At 69.0% G+C, this 15,043-nt stretch carries 11 protein-coding genes; 9 read left to right on the forward strand and 2 right to left on the reverse strand.

From position 1 onward, the window contains the following. Positions 1 to 2: 2 nt before the first annotated feature. The 9 genes from ACQGNJ_RS05515 to ACQGNJ_RS05555 all read left to right on the forward strand — a co-directional run bounded on the left by ACQGNJ_RS05515 (position 3) and on the right by ACQGNJ_RS05555 (position 13,705). Positions 3 to 374 carry a GPW/gp25 family protein gene (locus tag ACQGNJ_RS05515; protein ID WP_426688237.1) on the forward strand — a complete coding sequence of 124 codons (372 nt, stop codon included), beginning with the start codon at positions 3 to 5 and terminating at the stop codon, positions 372 to 374. Continuing rightward, on the forward strand, positions 371 to 3,109 hold the full coding sequence (locus ACQGNJ_RS05520) for a putative baseplate assembly protein (RefSeq protein WP_426688238.1): 2,739 nt from the start codon (positions 371 to 373) through the stop codon (positions 3,107 to 3,109). Before ACQGNJ_RS05515 ends, ACQGNJ_RS05520 begins: the two co-directional genes overlap by 4 nt. Then, entirely contained in the window at positions 3,106 to 6,231 is a 3,126-nt protein-coding gene (locus ACQGNJ_RS05525) for a putative baseplate assembly protein (RefSeq protein ID WP_426688239.1), read from the forward strand. The genes ACQGNJ_RS05520 and ACQGNJ_RS05525 overlap by 4 nt, the downstream gene beginning before the upstream one ends. Continuing rightward, positions 6,228 to 8,474 (forward strand): hypothetical protein, encoded by a 2,247-nt coding sequence (locus ACQGNJ_RS05530; protein ID WP_426688240.1) that lies wholly within the window; start codon positions 6,228 to 6,230, stop codon positions 8,472 to 8,474. The genes ACQGNJ_RS05525 and ACQGNJ_RS05530 overlap by 4 nt, the downstream gene beginning before the upstream one ends. Before the next feature lie 9 nt (positions 8,475 to 8,483). Beyond that, positions 8,484 to 10,127 carry a DUF6519 domain-containing protein gene (locus tag ACQGNJ_RS05535; RefSeq protein ID WP_426688241.1) on the forward strand — a complete coding sequence of 548 codons (1,644 nt, stop codon included), beginning with the start codon at positions 8,484 to 8,486 and terminating at the stop codon, positions 10,125 to 10,127. Between the two features lie 76 nt (positions 10,128 to 10,203). Next, positions 10,204 to 11,223 (forward strand): tRNA dihydrouridine(20/20a) synthase DusA, encoded by a 1,020-nt coding sequence (gene dusA / locus ACQGNJ_RS05540; protein WP_426688242.1) that lies wholly within the window; start codon positions 10,204 to 10,206, stop codon positions 11,221 to 11,223. An 82-nt stretch (positions 11,224 to 11,305) separates the two neighbouring features. Next, a complete protein-coding gene (locus ACQGNJ_RS05545; protein WP_426688243.1) occupies positions 11,306 to 11,626 on the forward strand; it encodes a PepSY domain-containing protein in 321 nt (106 codons plus the stop codon). Continuing rightward, positions 11,626 to 12,318 (forward strand): response regulator transcription factor, encoded by a 693-nt coding sequence (locus ACQGNJ_RS05550; protein WP_068095854.1) that lies wholly within the window; start codon positions 11,626 to 11,628, stop codon positions 12,316 to 12,318. The genes ACQGNJ_RS05545 and ACQGNJ_RS05550 overlap by 1 nt, the downstream gene beginning before the upstream one ends. After that, positions 12,284 to 13,705 (forward strand): ATP-binding protein, encoded by a 1,422-nt coding sequence (locus ACQGNJ_RS05555; protein ID WP_426688244.1) that lies wholly within the window; start codon positions 12,284 to 12,286, stop codon positions 13,703 to 13,705. Before ACQGNJ_RS05550 ends, ACQGNJ_RS05555 begins: the two co-directional genes overlap by 35 nt. 8 nt (positions 13,706 to 13,713) lie before the next feature. Here ACQGNJ_RS05555 and ACQGNJ_RS05560 read toward each other — a convergent pair whose 3' ends face one another. Next, on the reverse strand, positions 13,714 to 14,508 hold the full coding sequence (locus tag ACQGNJ_RS05560) for a M90 family metallopeptidase (protein WP_426688245.1): 795 nt from the start codon (positions 14,506 to 14,508) through the stop codon (positions 13,714 to 13,716). Positions 14,509 to 14,519: 11 nt separating this feature from the next. Continuing rightward, positions 14,520 to 14,840 carry a hypothetical protein gene (locus ACQGNJ_RS05565; RefSeq protein ID WP_426688246.1) on the reverse strand — a complete coding sequence of 107 codons (321 nt, stop codon included), beginning with the start codon at positions 14,838 to 14,840 and terminating at the stop codon, positions 14,520 to 14,522. Positions 14,841 to 15,043 lie beyond the last annotated feature (203 nt).

Below are 15,043 nucleotides of genomic sequence, written 5' to 3' on the forward strand. Positions count from 1 at the left end.
CCATGAACATCGCCAGAAATATCGACCACCCGTTCCACTTCGACAATCGCGGCCGCAGTGCGGAAACCGATGACGACGACCATGTGCGCGACATGATCGAGCAACTGCTGTTCACCAGCCCCGGTGAGCGCGTGAACCGGCCGGACTTCGGCAGCGGCCTGTTGCAGCTGGTGTTCGCGCCGAACAGCCCGGAGCTCGCCGCCGCCTTGCAGTTCACCCTGCAGGCGGCGTTGCAGCGCTGGCTCGGCGACGTGATCGACGTGGGCGCACTGGCAGTGAGCAGCGAGGACGCCACCCTGCGCGTCGACCTCAGCTACACCGTGCGCGCCAGCGGCGACACGCGCAGCGACAGCTTCACGCGGAGCCTGCCATGAGCACCGCGAGCCGCAGCCCAAGCCTGGGCGTGATCGGCTGTGCCGCATCACCGACGTGCAGCATGCCGGCGCGGCGCGAGAAGCTGCGCCTGTCCGGCACGCTCAACGGCATCGACTACGTCGAGGTCGGCGACGACGGCACGAGCCTGTGTGTGCACCTGTTCGGCGAGATTCCGCAGGGGCTCGGCGTGGCGAACATGCGCATCAGCGGCGGCGATCGCATCACCGGCCTGCGCGTGCTCAGCGTGAACCCCGAGCTGGAGCCGGACATGCACGACGACGCCTGCCTGCGCGTGGTGCTCGACCGCGAAGGCGACCACACGGCGTACTGCCTGTGCCTGGTGGACGCAGCTTCGGGCAGCGATCCCGCCGGCTGGCTGGCGTACCCGGGCTTCGATCCGCGCTATGCCTGCGTGGCGCTGCATTTTCGTCTGGACTGCGCGAATACGTTCGATTGCGCGGATGCGACCACGTGCGTGCCGACGCCGTTGCCGCTGCCGGAAATCAACTACCTGGCGAAGGACTATGCCAGCTTCCGGCAGCTGTTCCTGGATCGCATCGCGCTGGACATGCCGGCGTGGCAGGAGCGGCATGCGCCGGACATCGGCATCGCGCTGGTCGAGACGCTGGCGTATACCGCCGACCACCTCAGCTACTACCAGGACGCGGTCGCCACCGAGGCCTATCTGGCTACCGCGCGTCGGCGCATCTCGGTGCGCCGGCATGCGCGGCTGGTCGACTACCGCATGCACGAGGGTTGCAACGCGCGCGCGCTGGTAACGCTGGCCAGCAGCAACGATCTGAGCCTCGAACTGGCCAGCCTGCTGCTGCTGGTGCCGCCGCCGGGGCAGGGCCATCCGCAACCCGGCGTGATCGACGCGGCTCAGCTCGACGCGGCGCGCGCACAGGGTGCGCTGATCTACGAGCCGATGCCGCTGGACGGCATGACCACGTTCGACGTGGTCGCCGCGCACAGCGCGATCCGGCTGCATAGCTGGGGCGACGAGCTGTGCTGCTTGCCGCGCGGCAGCACACGGGCCACCCTGGTCGACACGCCGCCACCCACGCCGGAAGCGCCGCCCGTCGTGCTGCTGGCGACAACGGACACCGCAAGCGCGCCGACGCGCGCGCTGAAGCTGGCCGTCGGCGACCTGCTGATCTTCGAGGAAGTGCGGGGACCGCAGACCGGCAACCCGGCCGATGCCGACCCGGCGCATCGGCACGCGGTGCGCCTCACGGACGTCCGGACGTCCATCGATCCGCTCGACGGCACGCTGCTGCTGGAGGTGGCATGGGATCCTTGCGACGCACTGCCGTTCGACCTGTGCCTGTCGGTGCGCAGGCCGGCGCCGGAATGCGCATGGCTGCACGACGTCAGCCTGGCGCGCGGCAATGTGCTGCTGGTCGACCACGGCGAGCACGTGCGCGGGCAGTGCACGTCCGCCGCGATCTGCATGCCCGACGGCAGCGACGGCGACTATCCCGGGCTGACCGCCGCGCTCGCTGCGATGCCGGATGCCTGCACGCGCTGCGGCACGCTGGCCGAGGACTGCTGGCTGGTGCCCGGCAGCACGCAATACGGCTGCTGTCATTGCGACGGCGCCGTACCGGACGTGCGCCGTCCGCCGTCCGACACCCGCCACGTGCTGCCGGACACGCCGCTGACCTGGGCCGAGCCGTTGCCGCCGCATGCGCCGGTGTGTCAACTGCTGGCGCGCGATCCACGCCAGGCGCTGCCGCAGCTCACCGTCCACGGCGGCGCGCTCGGCGACGTATTGGTCGCCGGCACGCCGGATCCGCGCTGGCAGTGGCAACCGTGCCGGGACCTGCTGGCCAGCGGCCCTGACGACCGCCACTTCGTGGTCGAGATCGACGACGACGGCGCCGCGCACCTGCGCTTCGGCGACGGCATGCTGGGCGCGCAGCCGCAGGCCGGTGACTTCCTCCGCGCCGCCTCGCGCGTCGGCAACGGCCCGGCCGGCAACGCGGGCCGCGACAGCATCGTGTGGCTGGCGTTGAAGTCGGGCGCGCTGTCCGCCGAGCTGCAGCCGCGCAACCCGCTGCCGGCCAGTGGCGGCACCGCGCCGGAGAGCCTGGCCGAGGTGAAGCTGTACGCGCCGGGCGCGTTCCGTGCGAGAGCGCTGCGCGCGATCGTCGCCGACGACTACGCGAGCTTCGCCGCGCAGGCGCCGCAACTGCAGGGTGCCGCCGCTGCGCTGGCGTGGAGCGGCAGCTGGTACGCCGCCGACGTGGTGGTCGACCCGCTGGGCCGCGATAGCCTGCCGGCGGAACTGGCGCGGCAGCTCAGGGCGCAACTGGAGCGCTACCGCCGCATCGGCCACGACGTCGAGGTGCGTGCGGCTCGCTACGTGCCGCTGCGCATCGCGCTGTTCGTCTGCGTGCTGCCGGACTTCCTTGTCGCCCACGTCGAGGCCGAGCTGCGCGGCTGCTTCAGTTCGGGCCTGCGCCGCGACGGCAGGCCCGGCTTCTTCCATCCGGACCGGCTGAAACTGGGCGCGCCGGTGTTCGCCAGCGCCCTGCTGGCCGAGGCGCAGGCGATCACCGGCGTGGCCCACGTCGAGGTGACCGCGCTGGCCCGTGCCGAAGGCGACGACGACGGCGTGCCCGAGGATGGCGTGCTGCATCTCGCCGCGCACGAAATCGCCCAGGTCGACAACGATCCGGATCATCCCGACCACGGAAGCATCGCGTTCACGCTGGGAGGTGGCCGATGAGCTGCTGCAGCGCCTGTGGCAAGCATGCCTGCGCCTGCGGTTGCGGCGCGGTCGCCGGCACGCCGTTGCCGCTGACCAACCGGCCGGGGCTGGACAGCCTCGCGTATCGCGTCGGCACCTACGCCGACTTCCGCGCCACCATGCAACGCGACTTGAGCGCTGCCGCACTGCCGGCGCTGGCCGCGCTGCGCACGCGCGAGCAGGACGATCCGGCGATGGCGCTGCTCGACGCGTGGGCGGTCGGTGCCGACGTGCTCACGTTCTACCAGGAGCGCATCGCCAACGAAGGCTACCTGCGCACCGCCACCGAACGTCGCTCGGTGCTGGAGCTGGCGCGGCTGGTCGACTACCGCTTGCGCCCCGGCGTCGCCGCCAGCGTCTACCTCGCCTATACCGTCGAGAAGGATTCGCCGCCGGTGACCATCCCCGCCGGTGCGCGCGCGCAATCGGTTCCGGCCCCCGGCGAACAGATGCAGACCTTCGAGACGGCCGAGCCACTGGATGCGCGCTTCGAATGGAATGCATTGCAGCCGCGGCTGACCCGGCCGCAGAACATTACGCTCGACAACGTCGCCGGCCTCGGCGAGCTGTGGATCGCCGGCACCGCCAGCAACCTCAAGCCGAACGATCGCCTGCTGTTCCTGTTCGGCGACCTCGCCAGCGGCGTGCAGGCGATCCGCCTGGTGCAGTCGGTCGAGGTGCAGCAGCAGAGCGGGCGCAGCAGGGTGCTGTTGCAGCCGGTCGATGCGGCGACGGTGGCGATCGTGGCGGCGGCGAGCAAGGCGATCGCCGCGTTGAACGCATCGGCCGCCGGGCCCCATGGCGAAAGATGGCTGGAAGGCATCGAGTCCGCGCGCAGGGATCTGCTGCTGGGCGGCGACAACGGCGGCAGCTTCGACGTGCTGATGAGTCGCCGGCTGGATGGCATTCCCGCCGGGCCGCCGGCCGTCGACGATTTCAAGAGCGCGGTGGACGCGGCGTTCGGCACGGTTCCGGCGCCCGCCGGTCCGCCGGCCGGCTTCGGCGCGCTGTTCGGCGCGCTGACGCTCACGCCGACCTTGCAGCCGGCCAGCCGTTTCCGCCTGCAGCGCAACGTCGCCAGCGCACTGGGCAAGGCCAGCGACGTGCGACCGCAGCTGCTGCTGAATTTCGAGGCGCGGCTGGCCGACAACTTCTACCGCGCCTGGACCAGCGTGCCGCAGGGCGAGCCTTCGCCGGCACTGAGCGGCGTCCACGCGCTGCACGTGTCCGCGCCGCTGTTCGGCTATAACGCACCGCACATCATGGGGCTGGGCCTGAATACGGACGCCGACACCAAGGCGACGGTGCCATATGTGTCCAGGCCCGACGGCGACTGGACGGCGGCCGAGGATGACGACCGCGTGCAACTGGACAACGCCTACGACGGCGTGCTTGCCGGCAGCTATCTGCTGATCCAGCCGAGCAGTGATGACGTGCCCGCGGTGGCGAAGGTGAAGAGCGTGCGGATTCATCCGCGCAGCGACTACGGCATCAGCGGCAAGACCACCGACATCGTGCTGGACGATCCGTTGACGGGTGGTGGCTCGCCCGTGTGGCGGGCACCGGACATGGCGATGCTGCGCGGCACGCAGGTGCATGCGCAGAGCGAACCGTTGCCGCTGGCCGAACTGGCGATCGCCGATACGGTCGGCCGGGTCGCCGATAACGGCACGCCGCGTACGACCGGGGACAGCGCCACCCGCCTCACCCTCGCCACCGCCGTCGACGGGCTCAAGGCCGGTCGCTGGGTGATCGTCGAGGGCCAGCGCAGCGACGTGCCGGGCACCGACGCGGTGACGGCCGCCGAGCTGGTGATGCTGTCCGCGGTGGAGCAGGGCACGAATGCGAACCTGCCGGGCGACACCGTGCACAGCACCCTGGTGTTCGCCAACCAGGGCCTGGCATACAGCTACGTGCGCGACAGCGTGCAGGTGCAGGCGAACGTAGTGCGCGCCACCCACGGCGAGAGCCGCCGCGAGGTACTGGGCAGCGGCAGCGGCGCGGCGTCGATGCGGGCCTTCGTGCTGAAGCAGCCACCGCTGACCCATGTTTCCGCCGCCACCGTCGACGGCGTGCAGAGCACGCTCACGCTGCGCGTCAACGACATGCGGTGGCACGAGACGCGCAACCTCGCCTTCGTCGGCGCGGCCGAGCGCAGCTTCGTCACCGCCATCGACGACGGCGGCAAGACCACGGTGCAGTTCGGTGACGGCACGCATGGCGCACGTCCACCGACCGGCATCGAAAACATCGTCGCCACCTACCGCAACGGCATCGGCACGCCGGGCAATGTGCGCGCACGGCAGGTCAGCCTGCTGGCGACCCGGCCGCTCGGCGTGAAGGACGTGATCAACCCGCTGCGCGCCTCCGGCGGCGCCGACGCGGAGACGCGCGACCAGGCGCGCCGCAACGTGCCGCTGGCGGTGCTGGCGCTGGACCGGTTGGTTTCGGTGGCGGACTACGCGGACTTCGCGCGCACGTTCGGTGGCGTCGGCAAGGCGGCGGCGAGCAAGCTCGGCAATCTGGTGCAGGTGACCATCGCCGGTGCCGATGACGCGCCGATCGACACTACCTCCGATCTCTATCGCAACCTGCTGCAGGCGCTGCAGCAGTCCGGCGATCCGTCGTTGCCGTTGCGCCTGGACGTGCGCGAACTGCTGGCGTTGACCCTCAGCGCGAAGGTGGGGCTGGCGCCGGACCACGCGTGGGAAGTCGTCGAGCCGCAGCTGCGCGCGGCGCTGCTCGATGCGTTCGGCTTCGAGCGGCGGGCACTGGCGCAGAACGTCTACCTCAGCGAGATCGTCGCCTGCATGCAGGCGGTGCGCGGTGTGGCCTGGGTCGACGTGGATGCGCTCGGCAGCCTTGACGAGGCGACCCTGCTGGCCGGTTTCGGCGATGCGGGTGACAACGGCAAAGGTGGTGACGGCGCTTCGTTGATGACGCATGCGGCAGCGCTTGCAACGACGCCCGCCACGCCACTGCCGCGCGTGCAGGTGCTGCCCGCGCGCTACAACGGCGACGGCAGGTTGCTGCCGGCGCAGCTCGCCTATCTGCCGCCGAACATCCCCGACACCTTGCTGCTGCAGGAGGCCACGTCATGACGGCGCGCCCGGACCGGCTGTACGACCTGCTGCCCGCGATCCATCGCATGCGCGACGCGGAGCAGGGTTATCCGCTGCGCGACCTGCTGCGCGTGCTGGCGACCCAGGCCAACGTGCTGGAACAGGACATCGCGCGGCTGTACGACAACTGGTTCATCGAGACCTGCGACGACTGGGTGGTGCCGTACATCGGCGACCTGCTCGGCTACACCCTGCTGCCGGAAGTCGCCACGCTGGATGCGACAGGTAATGCGTGCACGGCGGGTCTCGGTCGCGTGCTGGCGCCGCGCGCCGATGTGGCCAACACGATCGACGCGCGCCGGCGCAAGGGCACGCTGTCGCTGCTGGAAGACCTGTCCCGCGACGCGGCCGGCTGGCCGGGGCGCGCGGTCGAGTTCTACCGTCGGCTCGGCTGGATGCAGCATCTCGACCACCAGCATCCGCATCGCGGTGGCACGGCCGACCTGCGCGATCCGGGGCGGCTGCAGCGTATCGGCTGGGCGAGCGGCGCGTTCGACCCGTTCGCGCACAGCGTCGACCTGCGACGCATGGGCAGCCGGCGTCGGCGTGGTCGCTACAACATCCCGGACGTCGGCGTGTTCGCCTGCCGCCTGCGCAGCTATCCGGTGACCAGCACGTCGGCGTACTGCGTGGAGGAACGCGGCCCGCACTGTTTCAGCTTCAGCGTGCTCGGCAACGACACGCCGCTGTTCCAGCGCCCGGTCGAGGAAACCGAGCCCACCCATATCGCCGACGAGCGCAATCTGCCGCTGCCATTGCGGCGCTATCGCTTTGCCGAGCGCGGCCCGCAGGCCGAGTACGCGAGTGTGTCGGCTGAACTCTACGGCGATGGCAACAGCGTGCAGATCTGGGCGCCGGATTGGCCGGCCAAAGGGCAGGGCATGCCGGTGCCGCGCGAGACCTTGATCCCGGCTGATCTGTCGCACTGGCATTACCAGGTACCGCGCGGTCGCGTGGCCATCGATCCCGAGCGGGGCCGGCTGCTGTTTCCCGCCAACCAGCGGCTGAAGCGGGGCGTGTGGGTGTCGTACCTGTACGGTTTCGCCGCCGATCTTGGTGGTGGTGAGTACGGCCGGGTGACACCGGAGCTGGAAGGCGCCGCGCGCTACATCGTGCACACCGCGTTGCCGAATCGCGATCCGAACACCAGTTGGCCGCCGGGCCACTACGGCAGCATTGCCGCGGCACTGGCCGCATGGGCGCAGGCAAAGTCTGCCGCGCCGGCGCAACAGCCGCTGCATGCGTTGATCATCGAGCTGGCCGAGAGCGGCGTGTACGAAGGCAGCATCGACCTGCAACTCGATGCCGGTGAAGCGATCCAGTTGCGCGCGGCCGAGCACACGCGACCGGTGCTGCGCCTGCTCGACGTGCGCGCCAGCCAGCCGGATGCGCTCAACATCCGCGGCGGTGCCGGCAGCCGCGTGCTGCTCGACGGCCTGATGATCGTGGGTCGTGGCATCGAGGTGCAGGGCCCGGCGGAAGAGAGTCCCGCGACAGACGACCTGTGCGAACTGGTGATTCGCCATTGCACCCTGGTGCCGGGCTGGGCGCTGCACTGCGATTGCGATCCCAAGCGTCCGGGCGAGCCCAGCGTGACGCTGGACGGGACGCGCGCCGCGCTGCGTGTCAGTCACAGCATTCTCGGCGCGATCGCGGTGATCAGTCCGGCTCGACGTGGCGAGCCGCCACTGCTGGACATCTGCGACAGCATCGTCGACGCCACCGGCGTCGAGCGGGTGGCACTGGGCGCGCCGGACGAAGCGGTGGCGTATGTCGAGGCGAGCTTCCGCCGCTGCACGGTGATCGGCGAGGTGCAGGCGCACGGCGTCGCGCTGGCCGAGGACTCGATCTTCGCCAGCCCGCTGCGCGTGCTGCGCCGGCAGCAGGGTTGCGTGCGCTTCTGCTACGTATCGGGCGGTTCGCGCACGCCGCGGCGCTTTCACTGCCAACCCGACCTGGCGCTGGCCGCGGTGACAGCCGAGCAGCGCGTGCGCGAACGGCTGCGCGTGCTGCCGCAGTTCCGCAGCCGGCGGTACGCCACGCCGCACTACCTGCGCCTGGCCGACGGTTGTTGTGCGGAGATCAGCCAGGGCGCGTCCGACCGCTCGGCGATGGGCGTCTACCACGACCTGTACGAACCGCAACGCGAGGCGAACCTCGCGGCGCGGCTGGCCGAATACGTTCCGGCGGGCACGGACGCCGGCATCCTCTTTGCGAGCTAGGAGATCGACATGAAAGGCGACTTCGCACGCGTCAGCTTCGATCCGTCGCGGCACTACAGCCAGGTGTTCCAGCAACAGGGTCGCGTGCTGCTGGAGGCGGACTGGAATGAGCAGGCGCAGATCCAGCTGCACTTGCTGCGCACGCTGGTGCGCGACCTGGTCGGCCCGTGCTGGGCGGCTGGCGGCGGCTTCGCCATCACCAGCAGCAGCCCTCCCAACGCGGACGGCAGCAGCAAGCCGCTGCCACTGACCGACTGGCAACTGGCGCCGGGGCACTTCTACGTCGACGGCATCCTGTGCGTGAACGAGGCCATCTGCACGCTGGCGCAGCAACCGTATGCGCCGACCCCCGACTATGGCGTTGCCGACGGCAAGAGCGGTTTCGAGAATCCGCCGGCGGGTTTTGCGTTGTGGCTGGATGTGTGGGAACGGCACCTGTGCGCGGTGGAGGCGCCTGGCATCGCTGACGTGGCACTGGACGGCGTCGATACCGCTTCACGCGCGCAGGTCGTATGGCAATTGCGCCTGCTCGACCGGATGCGGGCGCAGCGGCAACTGGATGACGTCACCGCGGCGCTGAAGGCGCGCCAGGCGGTCGCCAGCAGCCCGGGCGACGTGGCTGCGATCAAGCAGCAGCTCGCCGAGGTCGCGCAATTGCGCAAGGGCCTCGACGGCGGCGATCAGGGTAACGCCTCGCCCTGCACACTGCTGCGTCAACTGCTCGGCGCACGCGCGACATACGCGCTGCCAAGACTGCGCGCGGAACTGGCGCCGCAGGAGTCCGACAACGATCCCTGCGTGATCGCCGCTGATGCGCGCTACCGCGGTTGCGAGAACCAGCTGTACCGGGTCGAGATCCACCAGCCTGGCCCGGCCGGCACGGCGAGCTTCAAGTGGTCGCGCGAGAACGGTTCGGTGGTGTTCCCGGTCACGCGCCATGCGCTTGGTGCAACGGCGGAAGACGGCAGCGCGTCGCTGACGGTGACGCTGGGCCGGCTCGGTCGCGATGCGCGGCTCGGGCTGGCGGCGAACGACTGGGTCGAACTGGTCGACGACCACTATACGCTGGGACAACGCGCCTACCCGCTGCTGCAGGTCATCGCCGTCGATCTGGCCGGCTGCAGCGCTATCCTGAATGTGCCGAAAAACATCACGCCATGGCCGCTGGACGACGACCCGCGTCAGCACCCGCTGCTGCGTCGCTGGGATCAGCACGATGCGGTGGGTGCGCAAGGCGTGCTGGCCGTGGTCGAGGGCGCGCCGATCGCGCTGGAGGACGGCATCCAGGTCACCTTCGAGCCTGGGGGCGTCTACGCCACTGGCGAGTACTGGCTGATCCCCGCGCGCGTGGCCGGCAACGGCCTGCTCGATTGGCCATCGACCGGCACCGCGCCCGCCGCCTTGCCGCCGCGCGGATGGCATCACCATGCGGTACTGGGCGTCACCGGCGACGCTGGCAACTACGACGAATGCTGCTGTCGCTTCGATTCGCTGTGCCAGTTGCTGCAGGCAGGTAATGGCCAGCAGGCCGGGAAAGCGGCCGCAACCTCGCTGCCGTCGGTGGCAGGCGCCGCCGCGGCAGTGCCGGTAGCGGCGAAGAAGTCCCGCGCCCGGCCGGCGAAGAAGGCGGCGAAGGTGGACAAGCCTGCCTAGCGAAGGGCGCGGGAATAGGAGCAGACGTCGGGGTGACGTAGCATTCACCCCGCAAGCCTTCCCGAGATGTTCCGAAATGACCGAAAACCACCACCTCGCCACGGGTGGCATACCCGCACTCGCGGGCCGCCTCGCCTCGCCGTGGCAGCTTTCGGTGGCCCCGATGATGGACTGGACCGACCGCCACTGCCGCTATTTCCATCGGCTGCTGTCGCCGCGGTCGCGGCTGTATACCGAAATGGTGACCAGTGCGGCGCTGGTGCGCGGCAAGCAGCTGCGCTTGCTCGAGCACAGCCAGCAGGAGCATCCGCTGGCCTTGCAACTGGGTGGCAGCGATCCGCGGGAGCTGGCGCAGGCAGCGCGGTTCGGCGCCGAGGCCGGTTACGACGAGATCAATCTCAACGTCGGGTGTCCGTCGGACCGGGTGCAGTCCGGCCGGTTCGGCGCCTGCCTGATGCTGGAGCCGGCCCTGGTGGGTGAGTGCGTGCAGGCAATGCGCGATGCGGTCAGCATCCCCGTCACGGTGAAATGCCGCATCGGCGTGGACGACCAGGACGAATACGCCGGGCTGCAGCACTTCACCGAAACCATGCTGGAGGCGGGCGTCGGGGTGCTGGTGGTGCATGCGCGCAAGGCCTGGCTGAAGGGGTTGTCGCCCAAGGAGAATCGCGAGATCCCGCCGCTCGACCACGAGCGCGTGTACCGGCTCAAGCGGGAATTCCCGCAACTGGTGGTAGTGATCAATGGCGGCATCACCACGGTCGAACAGGTGCGCACGCACCTGGCGCAGCTGGACGGCGTGATGCTGGGTCGCGCCGCCTACCACGACCCCTACCTGTTGGCGCGGATCGAGCACGATCTGCATGGCGAACCGCTGCCCACCCGCGAAAGCGTGTTGCAGCACCTGCGTCCCTACGTGGAGGCGGAGCTGGCACGCGGCACCGCGCTGAAGCACATCAGCCGGCATCTGCTCGGCTTGTATCAGGGCGAGCCGGGTGCGCGGGCGTTCCGGCGCACGATCAGCGAGGGTGCGCATTTGCCAGGTGCGGGCTGGGATCTGCTGGAGCGGGCGGCGCTGCCATGTGCGGCGGCGTGACAGGCGCCGGCCATCCGGTCAGTATTCAGGCCTGATTGCCTAGTCTGGGTGTTTGGACAGCTGCCAGGCGGAAACCTCACGCATGACAACGCACAAAAACTTCATCACCACTCTGCTGATATCGCTATCCGTGGGCGTGGCCGGCGCGGCCATGGCGCAATCGGCGGCGGCAGTGACGCTGGATCAGGCGGTGCTGAAGGTGCAGCAGGACACCGGCGGCAAGATCCTGTCGGCCGAACAGCGCGGCGTCGGGCGTCGGCAGGAGTACCGGATCAAGGTGCTCACGCCGCAGGGGCACGTCAAGGTGGTGGTGGTCTCGTCCGAATCGGGCAAGAATTCGCCATCGACCCAGTCAATCAAGAATCCGCCCGTCAAGAACGCGGGCCGCAAGGAGAAACGCTGATGCGCATCCTGTTGGTGGAGGACGAGGCGCCGTTGCGCGAGACGCTGGCGGCACGCCTGAAACGGGACGGTTTTGCCGTCGACGCGGCGCAGGATGGCGAGGAGGGCATCTACCTCGGCCGCGAAGTGCCGTTCGACCTGGCGATCATCGACCTGGGCCTGCCCAAGATGTCCGGCATGGAACTGGTCAAGGCGCTGCGCGAACACGGCCAGCGTTACCCGATCCTGATCCTGACCGCGCGTGGCAGCTGGCAGGACAAGGTCGAGGGGCTGAAGCATGGCGCCGACGATTACCTGGTCAAGCCGTTCCATGTCGAGGAGCTGCTGGCGCGCATCAACGCGCTGGTGCGTCGTGCCAGCGGCTGGTCCAAGCCGATCCTGGCTTGCGGCATGATCAAGCTCGATACCACCGCGCAGACGGTGACGGTGGAAGGCAAGCTGGTCGACCTGACCAGCTACGAGTACAAGGTGCTGGAATACCTGATGCTGCACGCCGGCGAGCTGGTTTCCAAGGCCGACCTCACCGAGCACATCTACCAGCAGGATTTCGACCGCGACTCCAACGTGCTCGAAGTGTTCATCGGCCGGTTGCGGCGCAAGCTCGATCCGGAAGGCACCCTCAAACCCATCGAGACGGTACGTGGACGCGGATACCGCTTTGCCATCCCGCGCACCGACGGCGACGACGAGTGAGCGAAGGTCGTCGCACGGCCCGCTGTCTCTGGCAGCGCGTGCGGCGATCGCCACCAGTTTCGTGCTGGCCGGCTTTCTCGGCCTGGTCGGGCTGACCCTGACCCAGACCACCAAGGCGCGCGCGCTGCGCGGCCTGCAGGATCGGCTCGAGAATTTCGCGATTGCCTACATCACCAATACCGACGTCAACCGGTACGGCAAGTTGCTGCCGCCGGAAACGGCGCCCAACCCGAATTTCTCGCGTCCCGGTTCGGGTCTGTACGCGGTGGCACTGGGTGACAACGGCTACCACTGGGAATCCTCCTCGGCAATCGGGCGGGATTTCACTTTCCTGAAGCCACTGGAGCCGGGCCGGAGCATGTTCGTCGGCCCGATCGATACGCGGATGGGGCGGCTGTACTACTACAGCTACGGCGTGGCGTTCGACACGCTGGACCAGAAATCCGTGCGGCTGACCGTGATGGTGGCGCAGACCGAAGACCAGCTGGAGGGCGAGAACGCGGTGTTCCGCCATACCCTGGTGATCTGGCTGTCGATCCTCGGCGTGATGCTGATCGTGCTGCAGCTGCTGTTGTTGCGCTGGAGCCTCACCCCGCTGCGCAAGGTGGCCAGCGACATGAGCCGGGTCGAACGCGGCGACAGCGAGCAACTGGACAGCCAGTATCCGCTGGAGTTGACCGGCCTGACCGAGCGCATCAACGCCTTCATCACCACCGAGCGCGAACAGCGCACGCGTTATCGACATACTCTCGCCGATCTCGCGCACAGCCTGAAAACGCCGCTGGCGGTGATCCGCTCGCAGCTGGAGTCGGCCACCGGCGAGGATGACGCGGCGCGGCGCAACAGCGTGCTCGATCAGGTGCGGCGGATGAACGAACTGGTCGCCTATCAGCTGTCACGCGCGGCCACCTCGGGCCGGCAGACCTTCGCCAGTGCGGTGCCGATCGCCGGCCACGCGGAGGACCTGGTGCAGGGCCTGGAGAAGGTCTACGCCGCCAAGAACGTGTTGTGCGAATTCGATATCGAGGACGGCGCGGTGTTCTACGGCGAGCAGGGCGATCTGCTGGAGCTGATGGGCAACCTGCTGGAGAACGCGTTCAAGTGGGCCGGTCATCGCGTGTTGCTGGTGGTGCGGATGCGCCATGAAGCCGGCCGGCAACGCTCGGGCCTGCTGCTCAGCGTGGAAGACGACGGCCCCGGTATCGCCGAGGACAAGATCGAGAAGGTGCTGCAACGTGGCGTGCGCGGCGACGAGCGGGTGCAAGGCCACGGCATCGGTCTGTCGATCGTGCAGGACATCATCCATGCCTATCAGGGCGAGCTGGTGGTCGATCGCTCGCCGGAATTCGGCGGTGCGCGCTTCAGCGTGAGCCTGGCGGCGACCTGAGCGGTGCCTCAGCGCGGGCCGCAGAATCCGGGTGATTCGCTGCCTTCCGCCGGCGAGCGGCCGTAGTAGGCCTGCAGCAGGTCGGCAATGGCCGGTTCGGCCTCGCGCAACAAAGCCGGCCGCGAGTAGTGCAGCTCGCTGACCACCGCAAAGTATTCGGCGGCGCTTTCGGTGGCGTAGTGATCGATCGGAATGTCGCAACGGTCTTCGGGTGTCGCCGACAGGCGTTCGTAGGCCAGCTGGAATTGCTGGATCCAGCGTCGCCGGGGAATTTCCACCAGCGGCGGCACGCCGTCGGGCGGTCCGTCCAGCATGTCCAGCTTGTGCGCCATTTCATGCACGACCACGTTGTAGCCGTCCCAGGGCTGCTCCAGATCCAGTTGCACGTCGGCCAGCGACAACACCAGCGGGCCATGCTCCCAGGCCTCACCGATATGGGCGTCCTCGCCTTCGGTGGCCGCGCCACTGCGCTCGGCGTGGTGACTGCGACGCACCTTGAACTCGCCCGGGTAGATCAGCACCTCGCGCCAACCGCGCAAGCTGGCCGTGCCCTGTTGCAGGGCCGGCAGGCAGGCCTGCATGGCAATCAGCAGGCGCCAGTAGTCGTCTAGCACCGCGCCTGCGAGTGCGTGAAAACGCTTGCGTGCAAGGAACAGCGCCGACAGTCGGCGCAGCCGTTGCTGCCGTTCGGGATCGAGTCGACGTGCCAGCGCGCAGGCACCCAGCGCGCGTCGCCACAGCGGATCGGCAATCGGCGCAGGTTCGAAGCGCGCCCGCAGCGACTGCAGCCAATGTCCCGGCATGACGCCGAGGCTTACTGGATTGATCCAGGCAGCAGCGATTGCCAGCCCAGATGCGGCCGGCGGGATGGCGCCGGTGCAGTCGAGGATCCGCCGCCGGAATGAGCATTGCCGGGATTGGAGCCGCTGTTGTCGGTGCTGCTCGCTGGCGGACAGTCGTGGCCGAGGCCGGTCGCATCACCGCCGCTGCTGGTGTTGCCGTCGTGCGCAGAGCTGCTGTCGAGCAGGGTGCGCGGGGAATTGTCGAGATCCTGGGAATCCACGCTCGCCGCACTGGCACCGCCGATCCCGGCAATGCACAAGGCGCAACCCACCAACCAATGAACGGCACGCATGGCGATCAAACTCCCTGACCCACAGCGAAGACTCCAGATCGTCTCAGAAACGTCACGAGCATGCCAGTGCTGCGGGTCGGCCGGCGGGCAGAAACGGCGGGCGGGTCCCGCCAGGGCGGTCGGCCGGGCTAGAATCCGCCGATGCCAAACCTGTCCTGCCTTCCTTTTCGCCGTGCCTGCCCGGATTGCAGGGCCGCCACGGC

This window comes from Rhodanobacter ginsengiterrae, assembly GCF_050026815.1.
Taxonomy (GTDB): domain Bacteria; phylum Pseudomonadota; class Gammaproteobacteria; order Xanthomonadales; family Rhodanobacteraceae; genus Rhodanobacter; species Rhodanobacter ginsengiterrae.

Coding starts and splice junctions, on each gene's coding strand:
- ACQGNJ_RS05515 (WP_426688237.1), top strand. CDS start 3: ATGAACATCGCCAGAAATATCGACCACCCGTTCCACTTCGACAATCGC.
- ACQGNJ_RS05520 (WP_426688238.1), top strand. CDS start 371: ATGAGCACCGCGAGCCGCAGCCCAAGCCTGGGCGTGATCGGCTGTGCC.
- ACQGNJ_RS05525 (WP_426688239.1), top strand. CDS start 3,106: ATGAGCTGCTGCAGCGCCTGTGGCAAGCATGCCTGCGCCTGCGGTTGC.
- ACQGNJ_RS05530 (WP_426688240.1), top strand. CDS start 6,228: ATGACGGCGCGCCCGGACCGGCTGTACGACCTGCTGCCCGCGATCCAT.
- ACQGNJ_RS05535 (WP_426688241.1), top strand. CDS start 8,484: ATGAAAGGCGACTTCGCACGCGTCAGCTTCGATCCGTCGCGGCACTAC.
- dusA (WP_426688242.1), top strand. CDS start 10,204: ATGACCGAAAACCACCACCTCGCCACGGGTGGCATACCCGCACTCGCG.
- ACQGNJ_RS05545 (WP_426688243.1), top strand. CDS start 11,306: ATGACAACGCACAAAAACTTCATCACCACTCTGCTGATATCGCTATCC.
- ACQGNJ_RS05550 (WP_068095854.1), top strand. CDS start 11,626: ATGCGCATCCTGTTGGTGGAGGACGAGGCGCCGTTGCGCGAGACGCTG.
- ACQGNJ_RS05560 (WP_426688245.1), bottom strand. CDS start 14,508: ATGCCGGGACATTGGCTGCAGTCGCTGCGGGCGCGCTTCGAACCTGCG.
- ACQGNJ_RS05565 (WP_426688246.1), bottom strand. CDS start 14,840: ATGCGTGCCGTTCATTGGTTGGTGGGTTGCGCCTTGTGCATTGCCGGG.